Here is a 16,708-nt window from a genome sequence, read left to right on the forward strand (position 1 = left end):
GGGCCGGGGGTGAGGGGATTACTTCTTCTGGTCTTTCTTCGGCCAGTCGTCGTCATCGTCCCACTTGTCGTTAAAATCACGGTGCGGCGGGAGATCCGGCTTATTCGCGAGAAACTTTTTGTGGTCCACGCGCTTAAGGTCTTTAATCACGTTCAGCAGTACGCCGACCAGAAATACCAGCACCAGAATCCACCAGTACTTTGCAAGCCAATCCATTCGCTATTCCTCTCTGAGCGTTCGTCAGGCGACGAGTTGCTCCATAATACGTTGATACATGCGGGCCAGCAGTTGTAAATCGGCTGCGTTCACACACTCGTTGATTTTGTGAATCGTCGCGTTAACCGGACCCAGTTCGACAACCTGTGCACCCATGCGGGCGATAAAGCGTCCGTCTGAGGTGCCGCCCGTCGTCAGCAGCTGCGGCTTAATTTCATTATAGTGCTCAATGGCGTTCACCACCGCATCCACCAGCTTGCCGCGCTGCGTCAGGAACGGCTGGCCGGAAAGCCACCAGTCCACGGTGTAGCGCAGGCTGTATTTTTCCAGCAGAGCGACAACGCGCGCTTTGATCGTCTCGTCGGTCAGTTCGGTGCTGAAGCGGAAGTTGAACTGGACGAAAAGATCTCCCGGGATGACGTTGTTGCTGCCGGTTCCGGCCTTGACGTTCGCAATCTGCATGCTGGTCGGCGGGAAGAACTCGTTGCCTTTATCCCACTCGATGCCCACCAGTTCGTTCAGCATTGGCGCAGCGCGGTGGACCGGATTATCGGCCAGATGCGGGTAGGCCACGTGCCCCTGAACCCCATGTATGGTCAGGTTACAGGTCAGCGAGCCGCGGCGACCGTTTTTGACGACATCACCCACCACTTCGGTACTGGACGGCTCGCCGACCAGACAGTAGTCAAGACGCTCGTTGCGCGCCATCAGCGCCTCAACGACCTTCACGGTACCGTTATGGGCGCTGGCTTCTTCGTCGGAGGTGATCAAGAACGCGAGACGGTTTTTGTGATTCGGATGCTGAGCCACAAAGCGCTCTGCCGCCACCACCATCGCCGCCAGCGAGCCTTTCATGTCTGCCGCACCGCGGCCGAAGAGCATGCCGTCGCGGATGGTTGGCTCAAACGGCGGGTTAATCCAGCGATCGGCGTCACCTGCGGGAACAACGTCAGTGTGCCCGGCAAAGGCCAGCGTTTCGCCCTGGCCCCGCCACGCCCAGAAGTTCTGGGTGTCGCCAAAATCCATGCGCTCAACGGTAAAACCGATAGCGCGCAGGCGCTCAATCATTAATGCCTGACAACCTGCGTCGTCCGGGCTAAGGGAGGGACGGCGAATAAGCTGTTGAGTCAGCTCAATGACCGGGCATGACATACACTACACCTCAACGAAAAAGTCAGAATAAAGGGTTTCACTGAAACCCAGCAGCATAGGCTGACCTGGCTTGCAGAGCAATGGGCGTTTGATAATTGCCGGCATATCGAGCATCAGCTTTGCCGCGCTGTCGGCGTCAACGATGCTGGCGCGCACGGATTCGTCCAGCTTGCGCCAGGTGGTGCCGCGGGTGTTCAGCAGCGCCTCCCAGCCCAGTTCGTTAATGGCGGTATGCAGAAATTCTGCATCAAGCCCGTCGGCACGGTAATCGTGGAAGCGGTACTCGACGTTATTGGTTTCCAGCCAGCGGCGCGCTTTTTTGATGGTGTCGCAATTTTTAATGCCGTACATCACAACCATGTTGAATCCTTTTGCTCTTATGGCGATTAAATGTTCAGTAAATTCGAAGATATATCTTTAAGCGGAATATAACACATTCAGGAATCGTCTGGATTCACGCTTCTTCTTAATTCAACTCACACTTGTACGCTGAATATACTTTCACCATTTAAGCATAGATGTCCACCGGGTTTAAATTCCCAATAAACTCAGCGCGTAAAATAAAACTCAGCCGTTCGCAGGGTTATTTCAAAATATTGCTGGCCGTCACACAAAATTTAAGCCCCTCCGTTCATATTTATCATAAATCCCCAACGGTGGCGGGGTACAATCACAGCGATTGGTTAAACGGTCTTCACAATGATGATACGTTTTCGTAGAATGCGCATAATAATAAGAGAGGTTGTTATGATTGAACGTGAACTGGGGAACTGGAAAGATTTTATCGAAGGCATGCTTCGTAAATGACATTCAGTAAGAATTGCAAGAGCACTAAAATAAGTAAAATAACCATAGTGTGAATTAATCACACAATAAAAAGGCGGCCGAGTAAGCCGCCTTTTTTATGGCTGCGGGTTATTCCTGACGCTCCCGGAGCGGGAAGCGACGACGCACCAGCACAAAGAACAGCGGCACAAAATAAATCGCCAGGATGGTGGCCGAAATCATCCCCCCCATGACGCCGGTACCCACCGCATGCTGGCTGCTTGAGCCTGCACCCGTGCTGGTCGCCATCGGCAGTACGCCAAAAATAAACGCCAGCGAGGTCATCAGGATCGGACGTAAGCGCTGGCGGCAGGCGTGCAGCGTGGCGGCCATCAGCTCATGGCCTTTGGCATTCATCTCGTTGGCAAACTCAACGATCAGAATGGCGTTTTTCGCCGACAGGCCGATCACCGTAAGTAGCCCCACCTGGAAGTAAACGTCATTCTCCAGGCCGCGCATCCAGGTCGCCAGCAGCGCACCGATAACCCCAAGCGGCACCACCAGCATGACCGAGAATGGAACCGACCAGCTCTCATACAGCGCGGCAAGGCAGAGGAAGACCACCAGCAAAGAAAGCGCATAGAGGGCAGGGGCCTGCGCGCCGGAGAGGCGCTCCTGGTAAGACATGGCCGTCCATTCCAGACCAAACCCGGCGGGCAGCTGCTGCACCAATTTTTCCATGGTGTCCATGGCGGTACCGGTGCTGACGCCCGGCGCGGCTTCCCCGACGATTTCAACTGCCGAATAGCCGTTATAGCGCTCCAGGCGCGGCGAACCGCTCTCCCAGCGCGACGTGGCAAAGGCGGAGAAGGGGACCATCCCGCCGGAGTTATTGCGTACAAACCAGCGGTTAATATCATCCGGCAACATGCGGAACGGCGCGGCTGCCTGGACATACACTTTTTTCACGCGGCCGCGATCCATAAAGTCATTGACGTAGCTTGAGCCCCATGCGGTTTGCAGGGTGTCGTTGATATCGTCGATCGAGACGCCCAGCGCCTGCGCCTTACGCTGGTCGATATCCACCTGAAGCTGCGGGCTGTCGTCAAGACCGTTGTGACGAACGCGGGTCAGGCCGGGATCTTTCCCTGCAAGTTCCAGCAGCTTGTCGCGCGCGGCCATCAGCGCCGAGTGGCCCGCGCCGGCGTGATCCTGCAGCTCCATATCAAACCCGGCGGAACTGCCCAGGCCGCTGATCGCGGGCGGGCTGCTGGCAAAGACGCGCGCCTCTTTAATGCGTGCAAACGCTTTGGTTGCCCGTTCGATGATGGCGAACGAGGTTCCCGTTCTGGCGTCGCGTTCGTCCCAGTCTTTCAGGCGGACAAACATGCGGGCGACGTTCTGCCCGTTCCCGCCCGGGCCGGAGCCGACGGTAGAGAAGACCGAGACAACGTTATCTTTCTCTTTGGTGAAGAAGTACTGCTCAACGTTCTGAACCACCTTCAGCGTCTGCTGCTGCGTGGAGCCGCTCGGGAGCTGCACCGAGGTGATGAACATCCCCCGGTCCTCCTGCGGCAGGAACGAGGTGGGAAGATGCAGGAACAGCCACACCATGCCGCCCAGCAGCACAACGTAAATCATCATCCAGCGCAGGCTGCGGTGCAGCACTTTACCGACGGCAGATTCATACCGCTCGGCATTGCGGTTGAACATACGGTTAAACCAGCCGAAGAACCCTTTCTGGCCGTGATGTTCCCCTTTGTGCAGCGGCTTGAGGAGGGTGGCACAGAGCGCGGGGGTGAGGATCAGCGCCACCAGCACGGAGAGCACCATTGCCGAGACGATGGTGATTGAGAACTGACGGTAAATCGCCCCGGTTGTACCGCCAAAGAAGGCCATCGGGATAAAGACCGCCGACAGCACCATCGCGATACCGACTAACGCCCCCTGAATTTGTCCCATTGATTTGCGCGTCGCCTGACGCGGGGAAAGCCCCTCTTCGCTCATGATGCGCTCAACGTTTTCGACCACCACGATGGCATCGTCCACAAGCAGGCCAATCGCCAGCACCATGGCAAACATCGTCAGGGTGTTGATGCTGTAGCCGAACGCGTAAAGCACCGCAAAGGTGCCCAGCAGCACCACCGGGACGGCAATGGTGGGGATCAGCGTGGCGCGGAAGTTTTGCAGGAACAGGTACATGACCAGGAACACCAGGGCGATCGCTTCCAGCAGGGTTTTGACCACGTCCTCAATCGAGGCTTTAACGAAGGAGGTGGTTTCATAGGCGACTTTGTACTCCAGCCCGTGCGGGAAATACTGCGACAGCTCGTCCAGGCGGTCTAATACCAGCTTCGCCGTCGCCATTTCGTTTGCGCCGGAGGCCAGCTTGATCCCCAGACCGGAGGCCGGGTTGCCGTTAAAGCGGCTCAGGTAATCGTATTTCTCCGCACCCATTTCCACCGTAGCGACGTCGCCCAGACGCACTTCCGAGCCGTCCTGATTCACGCGCAGGGTGATGTTGCGGAACTGGTCCGGGGTCTGAAGCAGAGATTGCGAATTAATGGTGGCGTTCAGGGCCTGTTTATCGACGGAAGGCGTTCCCCCCAGTTGCCCTACGGCGATTTGGGCGTTCTGGGCTTTGATGGCGTCCGTTACGTCGGTTGCCGTCATCTGATAGCTGTTCAGCTTGTTGGGATCCAGCCAGATACGCATCGAGTACTGTGAGCCGTAGGCGTCGATATCCCCCACGCCGTTAATACGGCTGAGCGGGTCCTGAATATTACTGGCGACGTAGTCCGCAATGTCCTGTTTATCCATTGAGCCATCGGTGGAGACAAACGCGATGGTCAGAATATTGGTATCACCGGTTTTACGCACGGTGACGCCCTGGTTCTGCACGGCCTGGGGCAGCTTACGCATGGCCGACTGCAGCTGGTTTTGTACCTGCTGCACCGCTTCGTCCGGGTCGGTGCCCGCCTCAAAGCTCAGGGTAACCGTGGCCTGTCCCGTGGCGCTGCTTTGGGAGGACATGTACATCAGATTATCCAGACCCGTCATGTTCTGCTCGATAACCTGCGTCACGGTATTTTCCAGCGTTTGTGCGGAGGCGCCGGGGTAGTTTGCTGTGATACGCACGTTAGGCGGTGCCAGATCGGGGTATTGCTCAACGGGAAGAGAAGTAATCGCCAGGACACCTGTCAGACACAACAGGATGGCAAGCACCCAGGCAAAAATGGGGCGATCGATGAAAAAATTCGCCATGAAAGTGTGACCTCGTTTTGCTGCACGTCATTATTGTTTATTGCCCGCATCACTTTAGCGGTAAGGCCCAGGCCAAACGTGGAGAAATAAAGGAGATAATGTAAATTATCATGCGCTTTTCCCTGCGCTTCCCCCTTTACCGTTATTTACCTGTTAACGGCGCGGGGGCGGGGAACGTCACGCTGACCTGCGTGCCGCCGTTTTGCGGCTGCGAGAAGTTCAGTACTCCGCCGAGCCGCTGCGCGCGTTCTCGCATAATGTTCAGCCCGTAGTGTCCCGGCGGCTCGCTGGCCTCGCCAATCCCGATGCCGTTGTCGCGAATGCTGACGCTGTGCGTGCCGTCCACGGCGGTCACGCAGCTGACGGCGATCTCGCTGGCCTGCGCGTGCTTAATCGCATTCAGGACGGCTTCCCGCACAATCTGCAGCAAATGCACCTGCTTCTGCGCGTCAAGCGCCAGGGAGGAGAGGCGGCAGTCGAGGTGCAGCTTCGCCTGCGTCTGGCTCTGCAGGGCATCGAGGGACTCCTGAAGCGCCGCGGGTAAATTCGCATGGTTTAGCGTCAGGCGGAAGGTGGTCAGCAGCTCGCGCAGCTGCTGCCAGGCGTTGTTCAGCTCGCGGGAGAAGTCGGTGATGATCGTCTGCGCGGGGGCATTTTCCGCCGGCACGGCGTGCTTAAGCAGCGTGAGCTGGATCCGCAGATAGGAAAGCACCTGCGCCAGCGAATCGTGCAGCTCGCGGGCGATGGTGGCGCGCTCCTCCATCAGCAGCAGCTGCTGGTAATGCTTCTGCGCCTGGTTAAAGTACAGCCCGCGTCCGAGCATGGTCGCCACGCTTCTCATCAGCGGAAGCGGAACGCTGCCCGTCTCGCTTTGCCAGCGCAGCTCGCCGTAGAGGGTGTCCTGCATCAGCACCGGCAGGGTTTGCAGGGAAATGCCGTTCACCTCTGTTCCTTCACACAGCCGCCAGTCGTCGCTGGTGCGTAGCTCCAGGTAATTCATCTGCGTGTATTCATGCACAATCTGCAAGATATGCCGGAAGCACAGGCTGTCTATCTGCCCGGTATTGAGCGCCTGGGAGCATTTGAACAGCATGTCGAGCTGCTGGTGGGCTTCATGCAAATGCCGCGTCTTTTCCGCGACGGAGGCTTCGAGCGACCGATAGAGCGTATGTAGCTCGCCCGACATATGGTTGAAGGCGCGGGAGAGCTGGCCCAGCTCGTTGGGGAGCGCGGTGTCCGGCGCCGGAGTGGTAAATTCCCCTCGCTCAATCCGTTCGCTGGCGGCCACCAGGTTGTTCAGCGGCAACACCACCTGGCGGCGGATGCGCCGCAGGGTAAACAGCGTCAGGAGCAGGATACCGATCGCGCCAGCCAGAGAGAGGAGGGTCACCGTCTGGATTTTATTTTCGGTGTAGTGCTGGAGGGCGAGCACAAAGGCATCAATGCGGCCGACAAAATCCTCAATGTGAGCGTCATACCATGCGCTGTCGCCGCGGGCGATGTGCTTGTCCATGTCCAGCCAGGCAACATGCAGCTGCTGATAGCGCGCCTTGACGTTGTCCGGGACGTACCAGCGGTTCAGCTTCTCCAGGGAAGGCGCGCTTAACGTTCGCTGCCAGTTCTCGCGATGCGCCATAAGGGAGGGGCTGTTGCGCTGCATCTCGTAGCCGAGGCGGTAGCTCTGCATGCGCAGCGAACCCGCAATGTTGATAGCTTCGGCGTCACGCTGGCTGCTCGCAAGCGTCAGCAGGGCGACGGTGCTGGTCAGTACGGACAGGGCAATAATCGAAAAGAAAGCCCAGGCAAGGCTTCCGGAAACGGGGCGTTTAACGGTCACGGAACGGATCTCTGCATAAAATGGCTCAGCCACAGGTCACGGGCAGTTGTACATTGCCTGATAACGCGGTAGCGAGCAAATAGCTTATTCATACTAAAGATAAGGTTATCGGGTTAAGGCCTGTGGGCATTAACCTGAAATCTGGTGGGAAGAGACGCGCTGCCTGAGCCGACGGACGACAAAGCGGGCTTCACGGGGTAGTATAAACAGACTCATTTAGCCGTGGAGCCCGTATGTCCCTGAACATTACCGTTATCAAAGACAAAATCCTTTCTGAAAATTACTTTGTCCTGCGTAACATCACTTACGATTTAACCCGTAAGAACGGTGACGTGATTCGCCACAAACGCGAAGTCTACGACCGGGGCAATGGCGCAACCATTCTGCTGTATAACCGTGAAAAGCAGAGCGTGGTGCTAATTCGCCAGTTTCGGGTCGCGACCTGGGTCAACGGCAACGCGGACGGGCGTCTGATTGAAACCTGCGCCGGCCTGCTTGATGACGATGAGCCGGAAGTCTGCATCCGCAAGGAGGCCGTTGAGGAGACCGGTTTTGAAGTGGGCGAGGTGCAAAAAGTCTTTGAGCTTTTCATGTCCCCAGGCGGGGTGACCGAGCTGGTTCATTTCTTCATTGCGGAATACACCGATGCCCAACGCACGCATCGCGGCGGCGGCGTGGAGGATGAGGACATTGAAGTGCTGGAAATGCCTTTCACCCAGGCCGTTGAGATGGTGAAAAGCGGCGAGATCCGCGACGGTAAAGCGGTGATCCTGTTGCAATATCTGCAAACCAGCGGCTTGATGAACCTCAAACCGATGCCGTGATAACCTGCATTTCAGATAAATCTATCCGATAAATCCGATTGAGCCCGCCCGCCCTGGGCACGAAGATACGCCCCAGATTGACCTTTTCGTTTCCGGGGCTGTGCCATTCATGCGCTACTGCGTTTTGCTTCTCTTCTTTTTCTGCGTGCTACCCGCGCCTCTGGTGTGGGCTGCACCTGCGCAGCAGTCTTTTTCAGACTGGCAGGTTACCTGCAATAACCAAAATTTTTGTGTTGCCCGGAATACCGGCGAGCATCGCGGTCTGGTCATGACGCTGAGCCGTAGCGCAGGGGCGAAAACGGACGCCAGCCTGCGCATCGATCTCGGCGGGCTTTCGGCCCCGCCGGTTAAAGAGCCTGATATTGCCCCGCGCCTGCTGCTCGACAACGTTCCGTTAAAGCTCAATTCGCAGCACTGGCAGTTAACCCCCTGGCATCTCAAAACTGACGATACGGGTACCATCACCACGTTTCTGAAAACCATTCAGGAAGGGCAGGCGCTGACCCTGCGCGGGGGGAAGCAGACGATCTCGCTGGTCGGCCTTAAGGCGGCGCTGCTGTTCATCGACGCCCAGCAGAAGCGCGTTGGCAGCGAAACGGCGTGGATTAAAAAAGGGGATAGCCCGCCGCTGAGCGTGCCTCCTGCACCGGCATTAAAAAAGGTGGCCGTGGTGAACCCGACGCCGACGCCGCTGACGCATAGCGAGCTGAACGATCTGCTGGATTATGGGACGTGGCGGATGAACAACAGCCAGTGCTCGCTGGATCCTAACCGCCGTGAAGTACGCGTCACTGCATTAACGGATGACAAAGCGCTGTTGATCGTCAGCTGTGAAGCGGGGGCCTATAACACGGTCGATCTGGCGTGGCAGGTATCACGTAATAAACCGTTCGCCGCCCGCAGCGTCAGGTTACGTTTGCCGTTTACCCCCTCCAGCCAGAGCAGCGACATGGAGCTGATGAACGCTCGCTTCGATGAGAAAACGCGCGAGCTGACGACGCTGGCGCTGGGACGCGGTATCGGAGACTGTGGGATCCAGACGCGCTGGCGTTTTGACGGCCAGCGCTTCCGCCTGGTGCGCTATGCGGAAGAGCCAAGCTGCGATAGCTGGAATGGGCCAGACGCCTGGCCCACGCTGTGGATCACGCGGTAGTTTTACCGGGTGGCGGCTTACAACACCTCGAACCGTAGGCCCGGTAAGGCGAAGCCGCCACCGGGCACGAAGACCGCACTACAGCACGCTCAGCGCCTTCTCCACCACGTTCTCAACGGTAAAGCCGAAGTACGGGAACAGCTTGTCGGCAGGGGCCGATTCACCGTAACCCCGCATGCCCACAATTGCCCCTTTCAGCCCTACGTACTTATACCAGTAGTCGGCAATACCCGCTTCCACCGCCACGCGCGCCGCAACGCTGGAAGGCAGCACCGATTCCCGATACGCCTCGTCCTGGGCGTCAAAAATATCCGTTGAAGGCAGAGATACCACGCGCACCGCGTGGCCTTCGGCGGTCAGTTTCTCCGCCGCTTTCACCGTAATCTCCACCTCAGAGCCGGTGGCAATCAGGATCACGTCCGGCTTGCCGCCGCTGTCTTTCAGGATGTACCCGCCGCGGGCGATGTTTTTTACCTGCTCCGGCGTGCGCTCAATCTGCGTAAGGTTCTGGCGCGACAGGATCAGCGCCGTGGGTCCGCTGTGGCGCTCAACCGCCAGCTTCCAGCCCACCGCCGCTTCCACCTGGTCGCACGGACGCCAGGTGCTGAAGTTTGGCGTTAAGCGCAGGCTCGCCAGCTGCTCCACCGCCTGGTGCGTTGGCCCGTCCTCACCCAGCCCGATGGAGTCGTGGGTGTAAACCATGATCTGCCGGGCCTTCATCAGCGCCGCCATACGCGCCGCGTTTCGGGCGTACTCGACGAACATCAGGAATGTGGCGGTATAGGGCACGAAGCCGCCGTGATGGGCGATGCCGTTGGCAATCGCGGTCATCCCGAACTCGCGCACGCCGTAGTGAATGTAGTTCCCGGCAATATCTTCCTTCAGGGATTTAGAGCCGGACCAGATGGTCAGGTTGCTTGGCGCCAGATCCGCCGAGCCGCCGAGCAGCTCAGGCAGGATCGGGCCGATGGCGTTGAGGGTATTTTGCGACGCCTTACGGGTAGCGATTTTCGCCGGGTTGGACTGCAGGTTTTCTATCAGCGCCTGGGTTTTATCGTCCCAGTCCTCCGGCAGGCCGCCGCTCATGCGGCGGGAAAACTCGGCGGCCAGCTCCGGGTGCGCTTTTTTGTAGGCGGCAAATTTTTCGTTCCAGGCCTGCTGCGCTTTTTCACCCGCTTCGCGCGCATCCCAGGCTCTGTAGATCTCTTTCGGGATCTCAAACGGCGGATATTTCCAGCCCAGCTTCTGGCGGGTTAACGCCACTTCCTCTTCGCCCAGCGCCGCGCCGTGCGCCTCTTCTTTGCCCGCTTTGTTCGGCGAGCCGAAGCCGATGGTGGTGCGGCAGATAATCAGGGACGGTTTGTCCTTCACGCTCTGCGCTTCCTGAATCGCTTTTTTCACCGCCTCAGGATCGTGGCCGTCGATCTCGTGCACCACGTGCCAGTGATAGGCCTCAAAGCGTTTTGCCGTGTCGTCGGTAAACCAGCCCTCGGTTTCCCCGTCGATGGAGATGCCGTTGTGGTCGTAGAAGCCAATTAGCTTGCCGAGCCCCAGCGTGCCGGCCAGAGAGCAGACCTCGTGGGAGATCCCCTCCATCAGGCAGCCGTCACCCATAAAGACGTACGTATAGTGGTCGACAATCTCGTGGTCCGGCTGGTTAAACTGTGCGGCCAGCGTGCGCTCGGCAATCGCCAGCCCGACCGCATTCGCCAGCCCCTGGCCCAGCGGCCCGGTAGTGGTTTCCACGCCCGGGGTATAGCCGATTTCCGGGTGGCCCGGCGTTTTGGAGTGCAGCTGGCGGAAGTTTTTTAGCTCCTCAAGCGGCAGATCGTAGCCGGAAAGGTGCAGCAGGCTGTAGAGCAGCATCGAGGCGTGGCCGTTAGAGAGAATAAAACGGTCGCGGTCGTACCAGGTCGGGTCAGTGGGGTTGTGCTTCAGGAAGTCGTTCCACAGCACTTCGGCAATATCGGCCATCCCCATCGGGGCGCCAGGGTGGCCGGAATTGGCTTTTTGTACGGCATCCATGCTGAGGGCGCGAATGGCGTTGGCGAGCTCTTTACGGGACATAGTTCACTCCGTGGCAAGGTTAAAGTTTGGCGGCGAGAAGATCTTCAAGTTTGCGCTGGTCGACGGCGAACTGGCGGATGCCGTCAGCGAGTTTTTCCACGGCCATAGGGTCCTGATTGTGCTCCCAGCGAAACTCCGCTTCGGTCATGGCTTTCGGTTTTGGCAGTACGGTAGAGGTCGGCACCAGCTTGCGGATCACCGTTTCGTCGCTCTCCTGCAGCTTTTTCAGCAGGTCAGGGGAGATGGTCAGACGGTCGCACCCCGCAAGCGCCAGGATCTGCTCGGTGCGGCGGAAGCTGGCACCCATCACGATGGTCTCGTAGCGGTGCTGCTTGTAATAATCGTAGATATTACGCACCGACTTCACGCCGGGGTCTTCCTCTACCACGTACGGGTCCATCGGCTGTTTCGCCTGATACCAGTCGTAAATGCGCCCGACAAACGGCGAGATCAGGAACACGCCCGCTTCGGCACAGGCGCGCGCCTGGGCAAACGAGAACAGCAGCGTCAGGTTGCAGTGGATCCCCTCTTTTTCCAGCACCTCTGCCGCGCGGATGCCTTCCCATGTGGACGCGAGCTTGATCAGAATGCGTGACTTATCGATACCCTGCTCCTGGTAGAGCTCCACCAGGCGGCGCGCTTTGTTAATACTCTTTTCCTGGTCGAATGAGAGGCGGGCGTCCACTTCGGTCGACACGCGCCCCGGAATGCTTTTCAGAATTTCCGCACCAAAATTAACCGCCAGCTTGTCGCTGGCTTCAGCAACCTGCTGCTCCTGCGTTTTCCCGCGCTGTTTACCGTAGGCAATCGCGTCATCAATCAGATGGCTAAAGTGGGCAAGTCCCGCCGCTTTCAGAAGCAGCGAAGGGTTGGTGGTCGCGTCCTCCGGCTGATAGTGGCGAATCGACTCGATATCGCCGCTGTCTGCAACCACGGTGGTGAATTGTTTGATGCCGTCTAGCTGGTTCATAAATAATTACTCCTTGGAAATAAAAGAGTTAGATGAGTGCGTTAGTTCACACTTCTGAGAAAATCATGATGGACTTAACAAAAAAGCATAGCAGACGGGGCAGGCATTGCTTTTGAGACGGGTAACATGGCTGTTATAAATTGATAACAATTTTTAATGTGTGATGGTGAGAGTTTGGCAGCCTTCAAAGTTTATGCGCTGTCCTGAGGCGATACTAGGCGGCACACCAGGGTGTGCATCAGGATCGCTTACGTCACCCTTTTGATCGATACGTGAAAGGAAAAATAAGATGGATGAGCAGTTGAAACAGAGTGCCCTCGATTTTCACGAGTTCCCAGTCCCCGGTAAAATTCAGGTCTCCCCAACCAAGCCGCTGGCGACGCAGCGCGATCTGGCGCTGGCCTACTCGCCGGGCGTGGCGGCGCCGTGTCTGGAAATCGAAAAAGACCCGCTGGCGGCCTACAAATACACCGCGCGCGGCAACCTTGTCGCCGTTATCTCTAACGGTACGGCGGTGCTGGGCCTGGGCAACATTGGCGCTCTGGCCGGTAAGCCGGTGATGGAAGGGAAGGGCGTACTGTTTAAGAAATTCGCCGGTATCGACGTGTTCGATATCGAAGTGGACGAACTCGATCCCGATAAGTTCATCAACGTGGTTGCCGCGCTGGAGCCGACCTTCGGCGGGATCAACCTGGAAGACATCAAAGCGCCGGAATGTTTCTATATCGAGCAGAAGCTGCGCGAGCGTATGAACATTCCCGTGTTCCATGACGACCAGCACGGGACGGCGATTATCAGCACCGCCGCCATTCTGAACGGCCTGCGCGTGGTGGAGAAAAACCTCTCCGACGTGCGCATGGTGGTCTCCGGCGCGGGCGCGGCGGCCATCGCCTGTATGAACCTGCTGGTGGCGCTGGGGATGCAGAAACACAATATCGTGGTCTGCGACTCTAAGGGCGTTATCTACAAAGACCGCGAGCCGAACATGGCGGAAACCAAAGCGGCGTATGCGGTGGAAGATGACGGCAAGCGCACGCTTGAGGACGTGATTGACGGCGCGGATATCTTCCTCGGCTGTTCAGGCCCGAAAGTGCTGACCCAGGAGATGGTGCAGAAAATGGCGCGGGCGCCAATGATCCTGGCGCTGGCGAACCCGGAGCCGGAAATTCTGCCGCCGCTGGCGAAAGCGGTGCGTGAAGACGCCATTATCTGTACCGGCCGTTCGGACTACCCGAACCAGGTGAACAACGTGCTCTGCTTCCCGTTCATCTTCCGCGGCGCGCTGGACGTTGGCGCGACGGCGATCAACGAAGAGATGAAGCTGGCCGCCGTTCACGCCATCGCCGAGCTGGCGCACGCCGAGCAGAGCGAGGTTGTCGCCTCCGCGTACGGGGATCAGGACCTGAGTTTTGGCCCGGACTACATCATTCCAAAACCGTTCGACCCGCGTCTGATTGTCAAAATTGCGCCAGCCGTCGCCAAAGCGGCGATGGACTCCGGCGTGGCGACGCGTCCGATTCAGGATTTCGACGCTTACGTCGATAAGCTCACCGAGTTTGTCTACAAAACCAACCTGTTTATGAAGCCGATCTTCTCTCAGGCCCGCGCCGACGCGAAGCGCGTGGTGCTGGCGGAAGGGGAAGAGGCGCGCGTGCTGCACGCCACGCAGGAGCTGATCACCCTAGGACTGGCGAAGCCGATCCTGATCGGTCGCCCGAGCGTGATCGAGATGCGCATTCAGAAGCTGGGCCTGCAGATCAAGCCGGGCGTCGACTTTGAGATCGTTAACAACGAATCCGATCCGCGCTTTAAGGAGTACTGGAACGAATACTACGCGATCATGAAGCGTCGCGGGATCACCCAGGAGCAGGCGCAGCGGGCGGTGATCAGCAATACCACGGTCATCGGCGCGATCATGGTCCATCGCGGCGAGGCGGATGCGCTGATCTGCGGCACCATCGGCGATTATCACGAGCACTTTAGCGTGGTGCAGGAGATCTTCGGCTATCGCGACGGCGTCCATACCGCCGGAGCGATGAACGCGCTGCTGCTGCCGAGCGGCAACACCTTTATTGCGGATACCTACGTGAACGACGACCCGACCCCGGAGGAGCTGGCGGAAATCACCGTGATGGCGGCCGAAACCGTGCGTCGCTTTGGCATTGAGCCGAAGGTGGCGCTGCTGTCGCACTCTAACTTTGGTTCGTCTAAATCCGCGGCGGCCTGCAAAATGCGCCAGACGCTGGAGCTGGTGCGCGAGCGTGCGCCGGAGCTGATGATTGACGGGGAAATGCACGGTGATGCCGCGCTGGTGGAGAGCATCCGCAACGAACGTATGCCGGACAGCCCGCTGAAGGGATCGGCGAACATACTGATTATGCCGAACGTGGAAGCGGCGCGTATCAGCTACAACCTGCTGCGCGTCTCCAGCTCTGAAGGTGTGACCGTAGGACCGGTGCTGATGGGCGTGGCGAAACCGGTGCACGTGTTAACGCCGATAGCCTCCGTGCGCCGCATCGTGAACATGGTGGCGCTGGCGGTGGTTGAGGCGCAGACGCAGCCGCTTTAACTTCCTTACGCCTCACCCTAACCCTCTCCCCTTTGGGGAGAGGGCCGGGGTGAGGGGGGTATGATTACACCCAGTCCCGAACCTGAATAAACTCTTTTAAGGCAGCCTCCGGGCTGCCTTCTTTTGGTTCGTAGCAGTACTCCCAGCGCACCAGCGGCGGCATCGACATCAGAATCGACTCCGTGCGTCCGCCGGTCTGCAGCCCGAACAGCGTCCCCCGATCCCACACCAGGTTGAACTCCACGTACCGCCCGCGACGATAAAGCTGGAACTCACGCTCGCGCACGCCGTAGTCGGTGTTTTTACGGCGTTCGACGATGGGCATATAGGCATCGGTAAAGCCTTCGCCCACCGCGCGCATAAAGCTGAACGCGGTGTCAAAATCCGGCGCGTTGAGATCGTCAAAGAACAGCCCGCCGATGCCGCGCTGCTCGTCGCGGTGCTTCAGGTAAAAGTAGTCGTCGCACCACTTTTTAAATTTCGGGTAGACGTCCTCGCCAAACGGCAGGCAAAGGTCGCGCGCGGTGGTGTGCCAGTGCACGGCGTCTTCTTCAAAGCCGTAGTAGGGCGTGAGGTCGAAACCGCCGCCAAACCACCAGACCGGATCGGCCCCCGGTTTTTCTGCAATGAAAAAGCGCACGTTGGCGTGGCTGGTCGGCACGAACGGGTTGTGCGGGTGGATCACCAGCGAGACGCCCATCGCTTCAAAGCTGCGGCCCGCCAGCTCCGGGCGGTGCGCGGTCGCAGACGCGGGCATGGCGTCGCCGTGAACGTGGGAAAAATTCACGCCCGCCTGTTCGAAAATGCCGCCGTTTCGCAGCACCCGGCTGCGCCCGCCGCCGCCGGCTTCGCGCTGCCAGCTATCTTCCTGAAATTCACCGCCGTCTGCGGCGGCCAGTTTCCGGCAAATCTCATCCTGCAGCTGCAGCAGGAACGTTTTGACCAGCTGTGCATTGGGTTTCATCAACGTTTCCTGGAATGCGCTTTTTGGTTATCGAACCAGTTGAAGTAGCTGATAATGCCGGAGGCGATGGCGTTGGCGATCTTCTGGCGAAACGCCGTGGTGCCGAGCAGCCGCTCTTCTTCCGGGTTGGTAATAAAGGACGTTTCCACCAGCACGGACGGGATTGACGGCGACTTCAGCACCACAAACGCCGCCTGTTCGGTGCTTTTACTGTGCAGACGGTGCACCGGCTTAATCCGCTTGAGGATATGCGAGCCGAGCGTCAGGCTGTTTTTGATAGTGTCCGTTTGCACGAGATCGAACAGCACCTGCTGCAACAGATGATCTTTATCCGTAGCTTTCTTACCGGCCACTTCATCCGCCCGGTTTTCGCGATCGGAAAGGTATTTCGCCATCGCGCTACTGGCGCCGCGGTTGGAGAGGGCAAACACCGACGCGCCCGCGGCTGACGGGTTGGTAAAACCGTCCGCGTGGATCGACATAAACAGATCTGCGCCGTGCTTATGGGCGATCTCGACGCGGTCGTACAGCGGAATGAACGTGTCGCCCGTGCGCGTCAGGCGGGCGTCAATGCCGTTGCTGCGTAAAATCGATCGCACATTTTTTGCAATCGCCAGCACGACGTGTTTCTCTTTCGACCCGTTTCTGCCGATGGCGCCGGTATCAATACCGCCGTGGCCCGGATCGAGCATCACCAGACGCTTTGCGCCCGGCTTTTTGGTTTTCGGCTTACTGTGTCCGTTACTGGTTTTGAGCGTGCTCTCTTCTTTTGCCTGAGCCTGCTTAGCGATGCCCGTTAACGTTAAGGCCGCCAGCCCCGCTTTGAGAACCTGACGACGCGATGTGAGTGCTTTTAATGGTTTGAATGTGCTCATGCGGCCTGAATACTGAAAAATGGGGTCCTGGTGTTATATCGTATCGTGTTTC

Annotated in this window: 13 protein-coding genes; 4 read left to right on the forward strand and 9 right to left on the reverse strand. The window is 58.3% G+C overall.

Annotated features, from left to right (window positions below; genetic code table 11):
* Window positions 1-18: 18 nt before the first annotated feature.
* Genes USG84_RS12375 through USG84_RS12385 form a run of 3 tightly spaced genes read right to left on the reverse strand, consistent with a single transcriptional unit; the run spans window position 19 to window position 1,728 of the window.
* Entirely contained in the window at window positions 19-216 is a 198-nt protein-coding gene (locus USG84_RS12375; protein WP_013098222.1) for a YpfN family protein, read from the reverse strand.
* Window positions 217-240: 24 nt separating this feature from the next.
* Window positions 241-1,368, reverse strand: a complete 1,128-nt coding sequence (dapE, locus tag USG84_RS12380; protein WP_061097436.1) for a succinyl-diaminopimelate desuccinylase — start codon at window positions 1,366-1,368, stop codon at window positions 241-243.
* Between the two features lie 3 nt (window positions 1,369-1,371).
* Window positions 1,372-1,728, reverse strand: a complete 357-nt coding sequence (locus USG84_RS12385; protein ID WP_045261161.1) for an ArsC family reductase — start codon at window positions 1,726-1,728, stop codon at window positions 1,372-1,374.
* A 387-nt stretch (window positions 1,729-2,115) separates the two neighbouring features.
* Here USG84_RS12385 and ypfM point away from each other — a divergent pair, with 387 nt between their 5' ends.
* Window positions 2,116-2,175: a protein YpfM gene (gene ypfM / locus USG84_RS12390; RefSeq protein WP_015572204.1), complete on the forward strand. Its 60-nt coding sequence runs from the start codon at window positions 2,116-2,118 to the stop codon at window positions 2,173-2,175.
* Window positions 2,176-2,283: 108 nt separating this feature from the next.
* Here the strand turns inward: ypfM and acrD are convergent, their stop codons facing one another.
* Both acrD and narQ read right to left on the reverse strand, forming a co-directional pair.
* Entirely contained in the window at window positions 2,284-5,397 is a 3,114-nt protein-coding gene (gene acrD, locus USG84_RS12395; RefSeq protein WP_061097437.1) for a multidrug efflux RND transporter permease AcrD, read from the reverse strand.
* Window positions 5,398-5,539: 142 nt separating this feature from the next.
* Window positions 5,540-7,234, reverse strand: a complete 1,695-nt coding sequence (gene narQ, locus USG84_RS12400; protein ID WP_151414126.1) for a nitrate/nitrite two-component system sensor histidine kinase NarQ — start codon at window positions 7,232-7,234, stop codon at window positions 5,540-5,542.
* A 233-nt stretch (window positions 7,235-7,467) separates the two neighbouring features.
* Between narQ and nudK the strand changes: the two genes are divergently transcribed.
* Window positions 7,468-8,058: a GDP-mannose pyrophosphatase NudK gene (gene nudK / locus USG84_RS12405; protein WP_061097438.1), complete on the forward strand. Its 591-nt coding sequence runs from the start codon at window positions 7,468-7,470 to the stop codon at window positions 8,056-8,058.
* Window positions 8,059-8,167: 109 nt separating this feature from the next.
* Complete coding sequence (locus USG84_RS12410; RefSeq protein WP_253542925.1) at window positions 8,168-9,211, forward strand: DUF1176 domain-containing protein; 1,044 nt, start codon at window positions 8,168-8,170, stop codon at window positions 9,209-9,211.
* A gap of 78 nt (window positions 9,212-9,289) precedes the next feature.
* On the opposite strand, the gene tkt is transcribed toward USG84_RS12410, so the two are convergent.
* Window positions 9,290-11,278 carry a transketolase gene (gene tkt / locus USG84_RS12415; protein WP_061097440.1) on the reverse strand — a complete coding sequence of 663 codons (1,989 nt, stop codon included), beginning with the start codon at window positions 11,276-11,278 and terminating at the stop codon, window positions 9,290-9,292.
* A gap of 19 nt (window positions 11,279-11,297) precedes the next feature.
* Entirely contained in the window at window positions 11,298-12,248 is a 951-nt protein-coding gene (tal, locus tag USG84_RS12420; protein ID WP_028014009.1) for a transaldolase, read from the reverse strand.
* A 289-nt stretch (window positions 12,249-12,537) separates the two neighbouring features.
* Here tal and maeB point away from each other — a divergent pair, with 289 nt between their 5' ends.
* Window positions 12,538-14,817, forward strand: coding sequence for an NADP-dependent oxaloacetate-decarboxylating malate dehydrogenase (maeB, locus tag USG84_RS12425; protein ID WP_061097441.1), 2,280 nt, complete (start codon window positions 12,538-12,540; stop codon window positions 14,815-14,817).
* A gap of 64 nt (window positions 14,818-14,881) precedes the next feature.
* Here maeB and hemF read toward each other — a convergent pair whose 3' ends face one another.
* Both hemF and amiA read right to left on the reverse strand, forming a co-directional pair.
* The gene (gene hemF, locus USG84_RS12430; RefSeq protein WP_061097442.1) at window positions 14,882-15,781 is read right to left on the reverse strand and encodes an oxygen-dependent coproporphyrinogen oxidase; all 900 of its coding nucleotides are present in this window, start codon (window positions 15,779-15,781) and stop codon (window positions 14,882-14,884) included.
* Window positions 15,781-16,656 carry an N-acetylmuramoyl-L-alanine amidase AmiA gene (amiA, locus tag USG84_RS12435; RefSeq protein ID WP_061097443.1) on the reverse strand — a complete coding sequence of 292 codons (876 nt, stop codon included), beginning with the start codon at window positions 16,654-16,656 and terminating at the stop codon, window positions 15,781-15,783. Before amiA ends, hemF begins: the two co-directional genes overlap by 1 nt.
* Between the last annotated feature and the right edge of the window lie 52 nt (window positions 16,657-16,708).

The sequence above is a fragment of the Enterobacter sp. 168J2 genome, from assembly GCF_034107265.1.
Lineage (GTDB): Bacteria > Pseudomonadota > Gammaproteobacteria > Enterobacterales > Enterobacteriaceae > Enterobacter > Enterobacter nematophilus.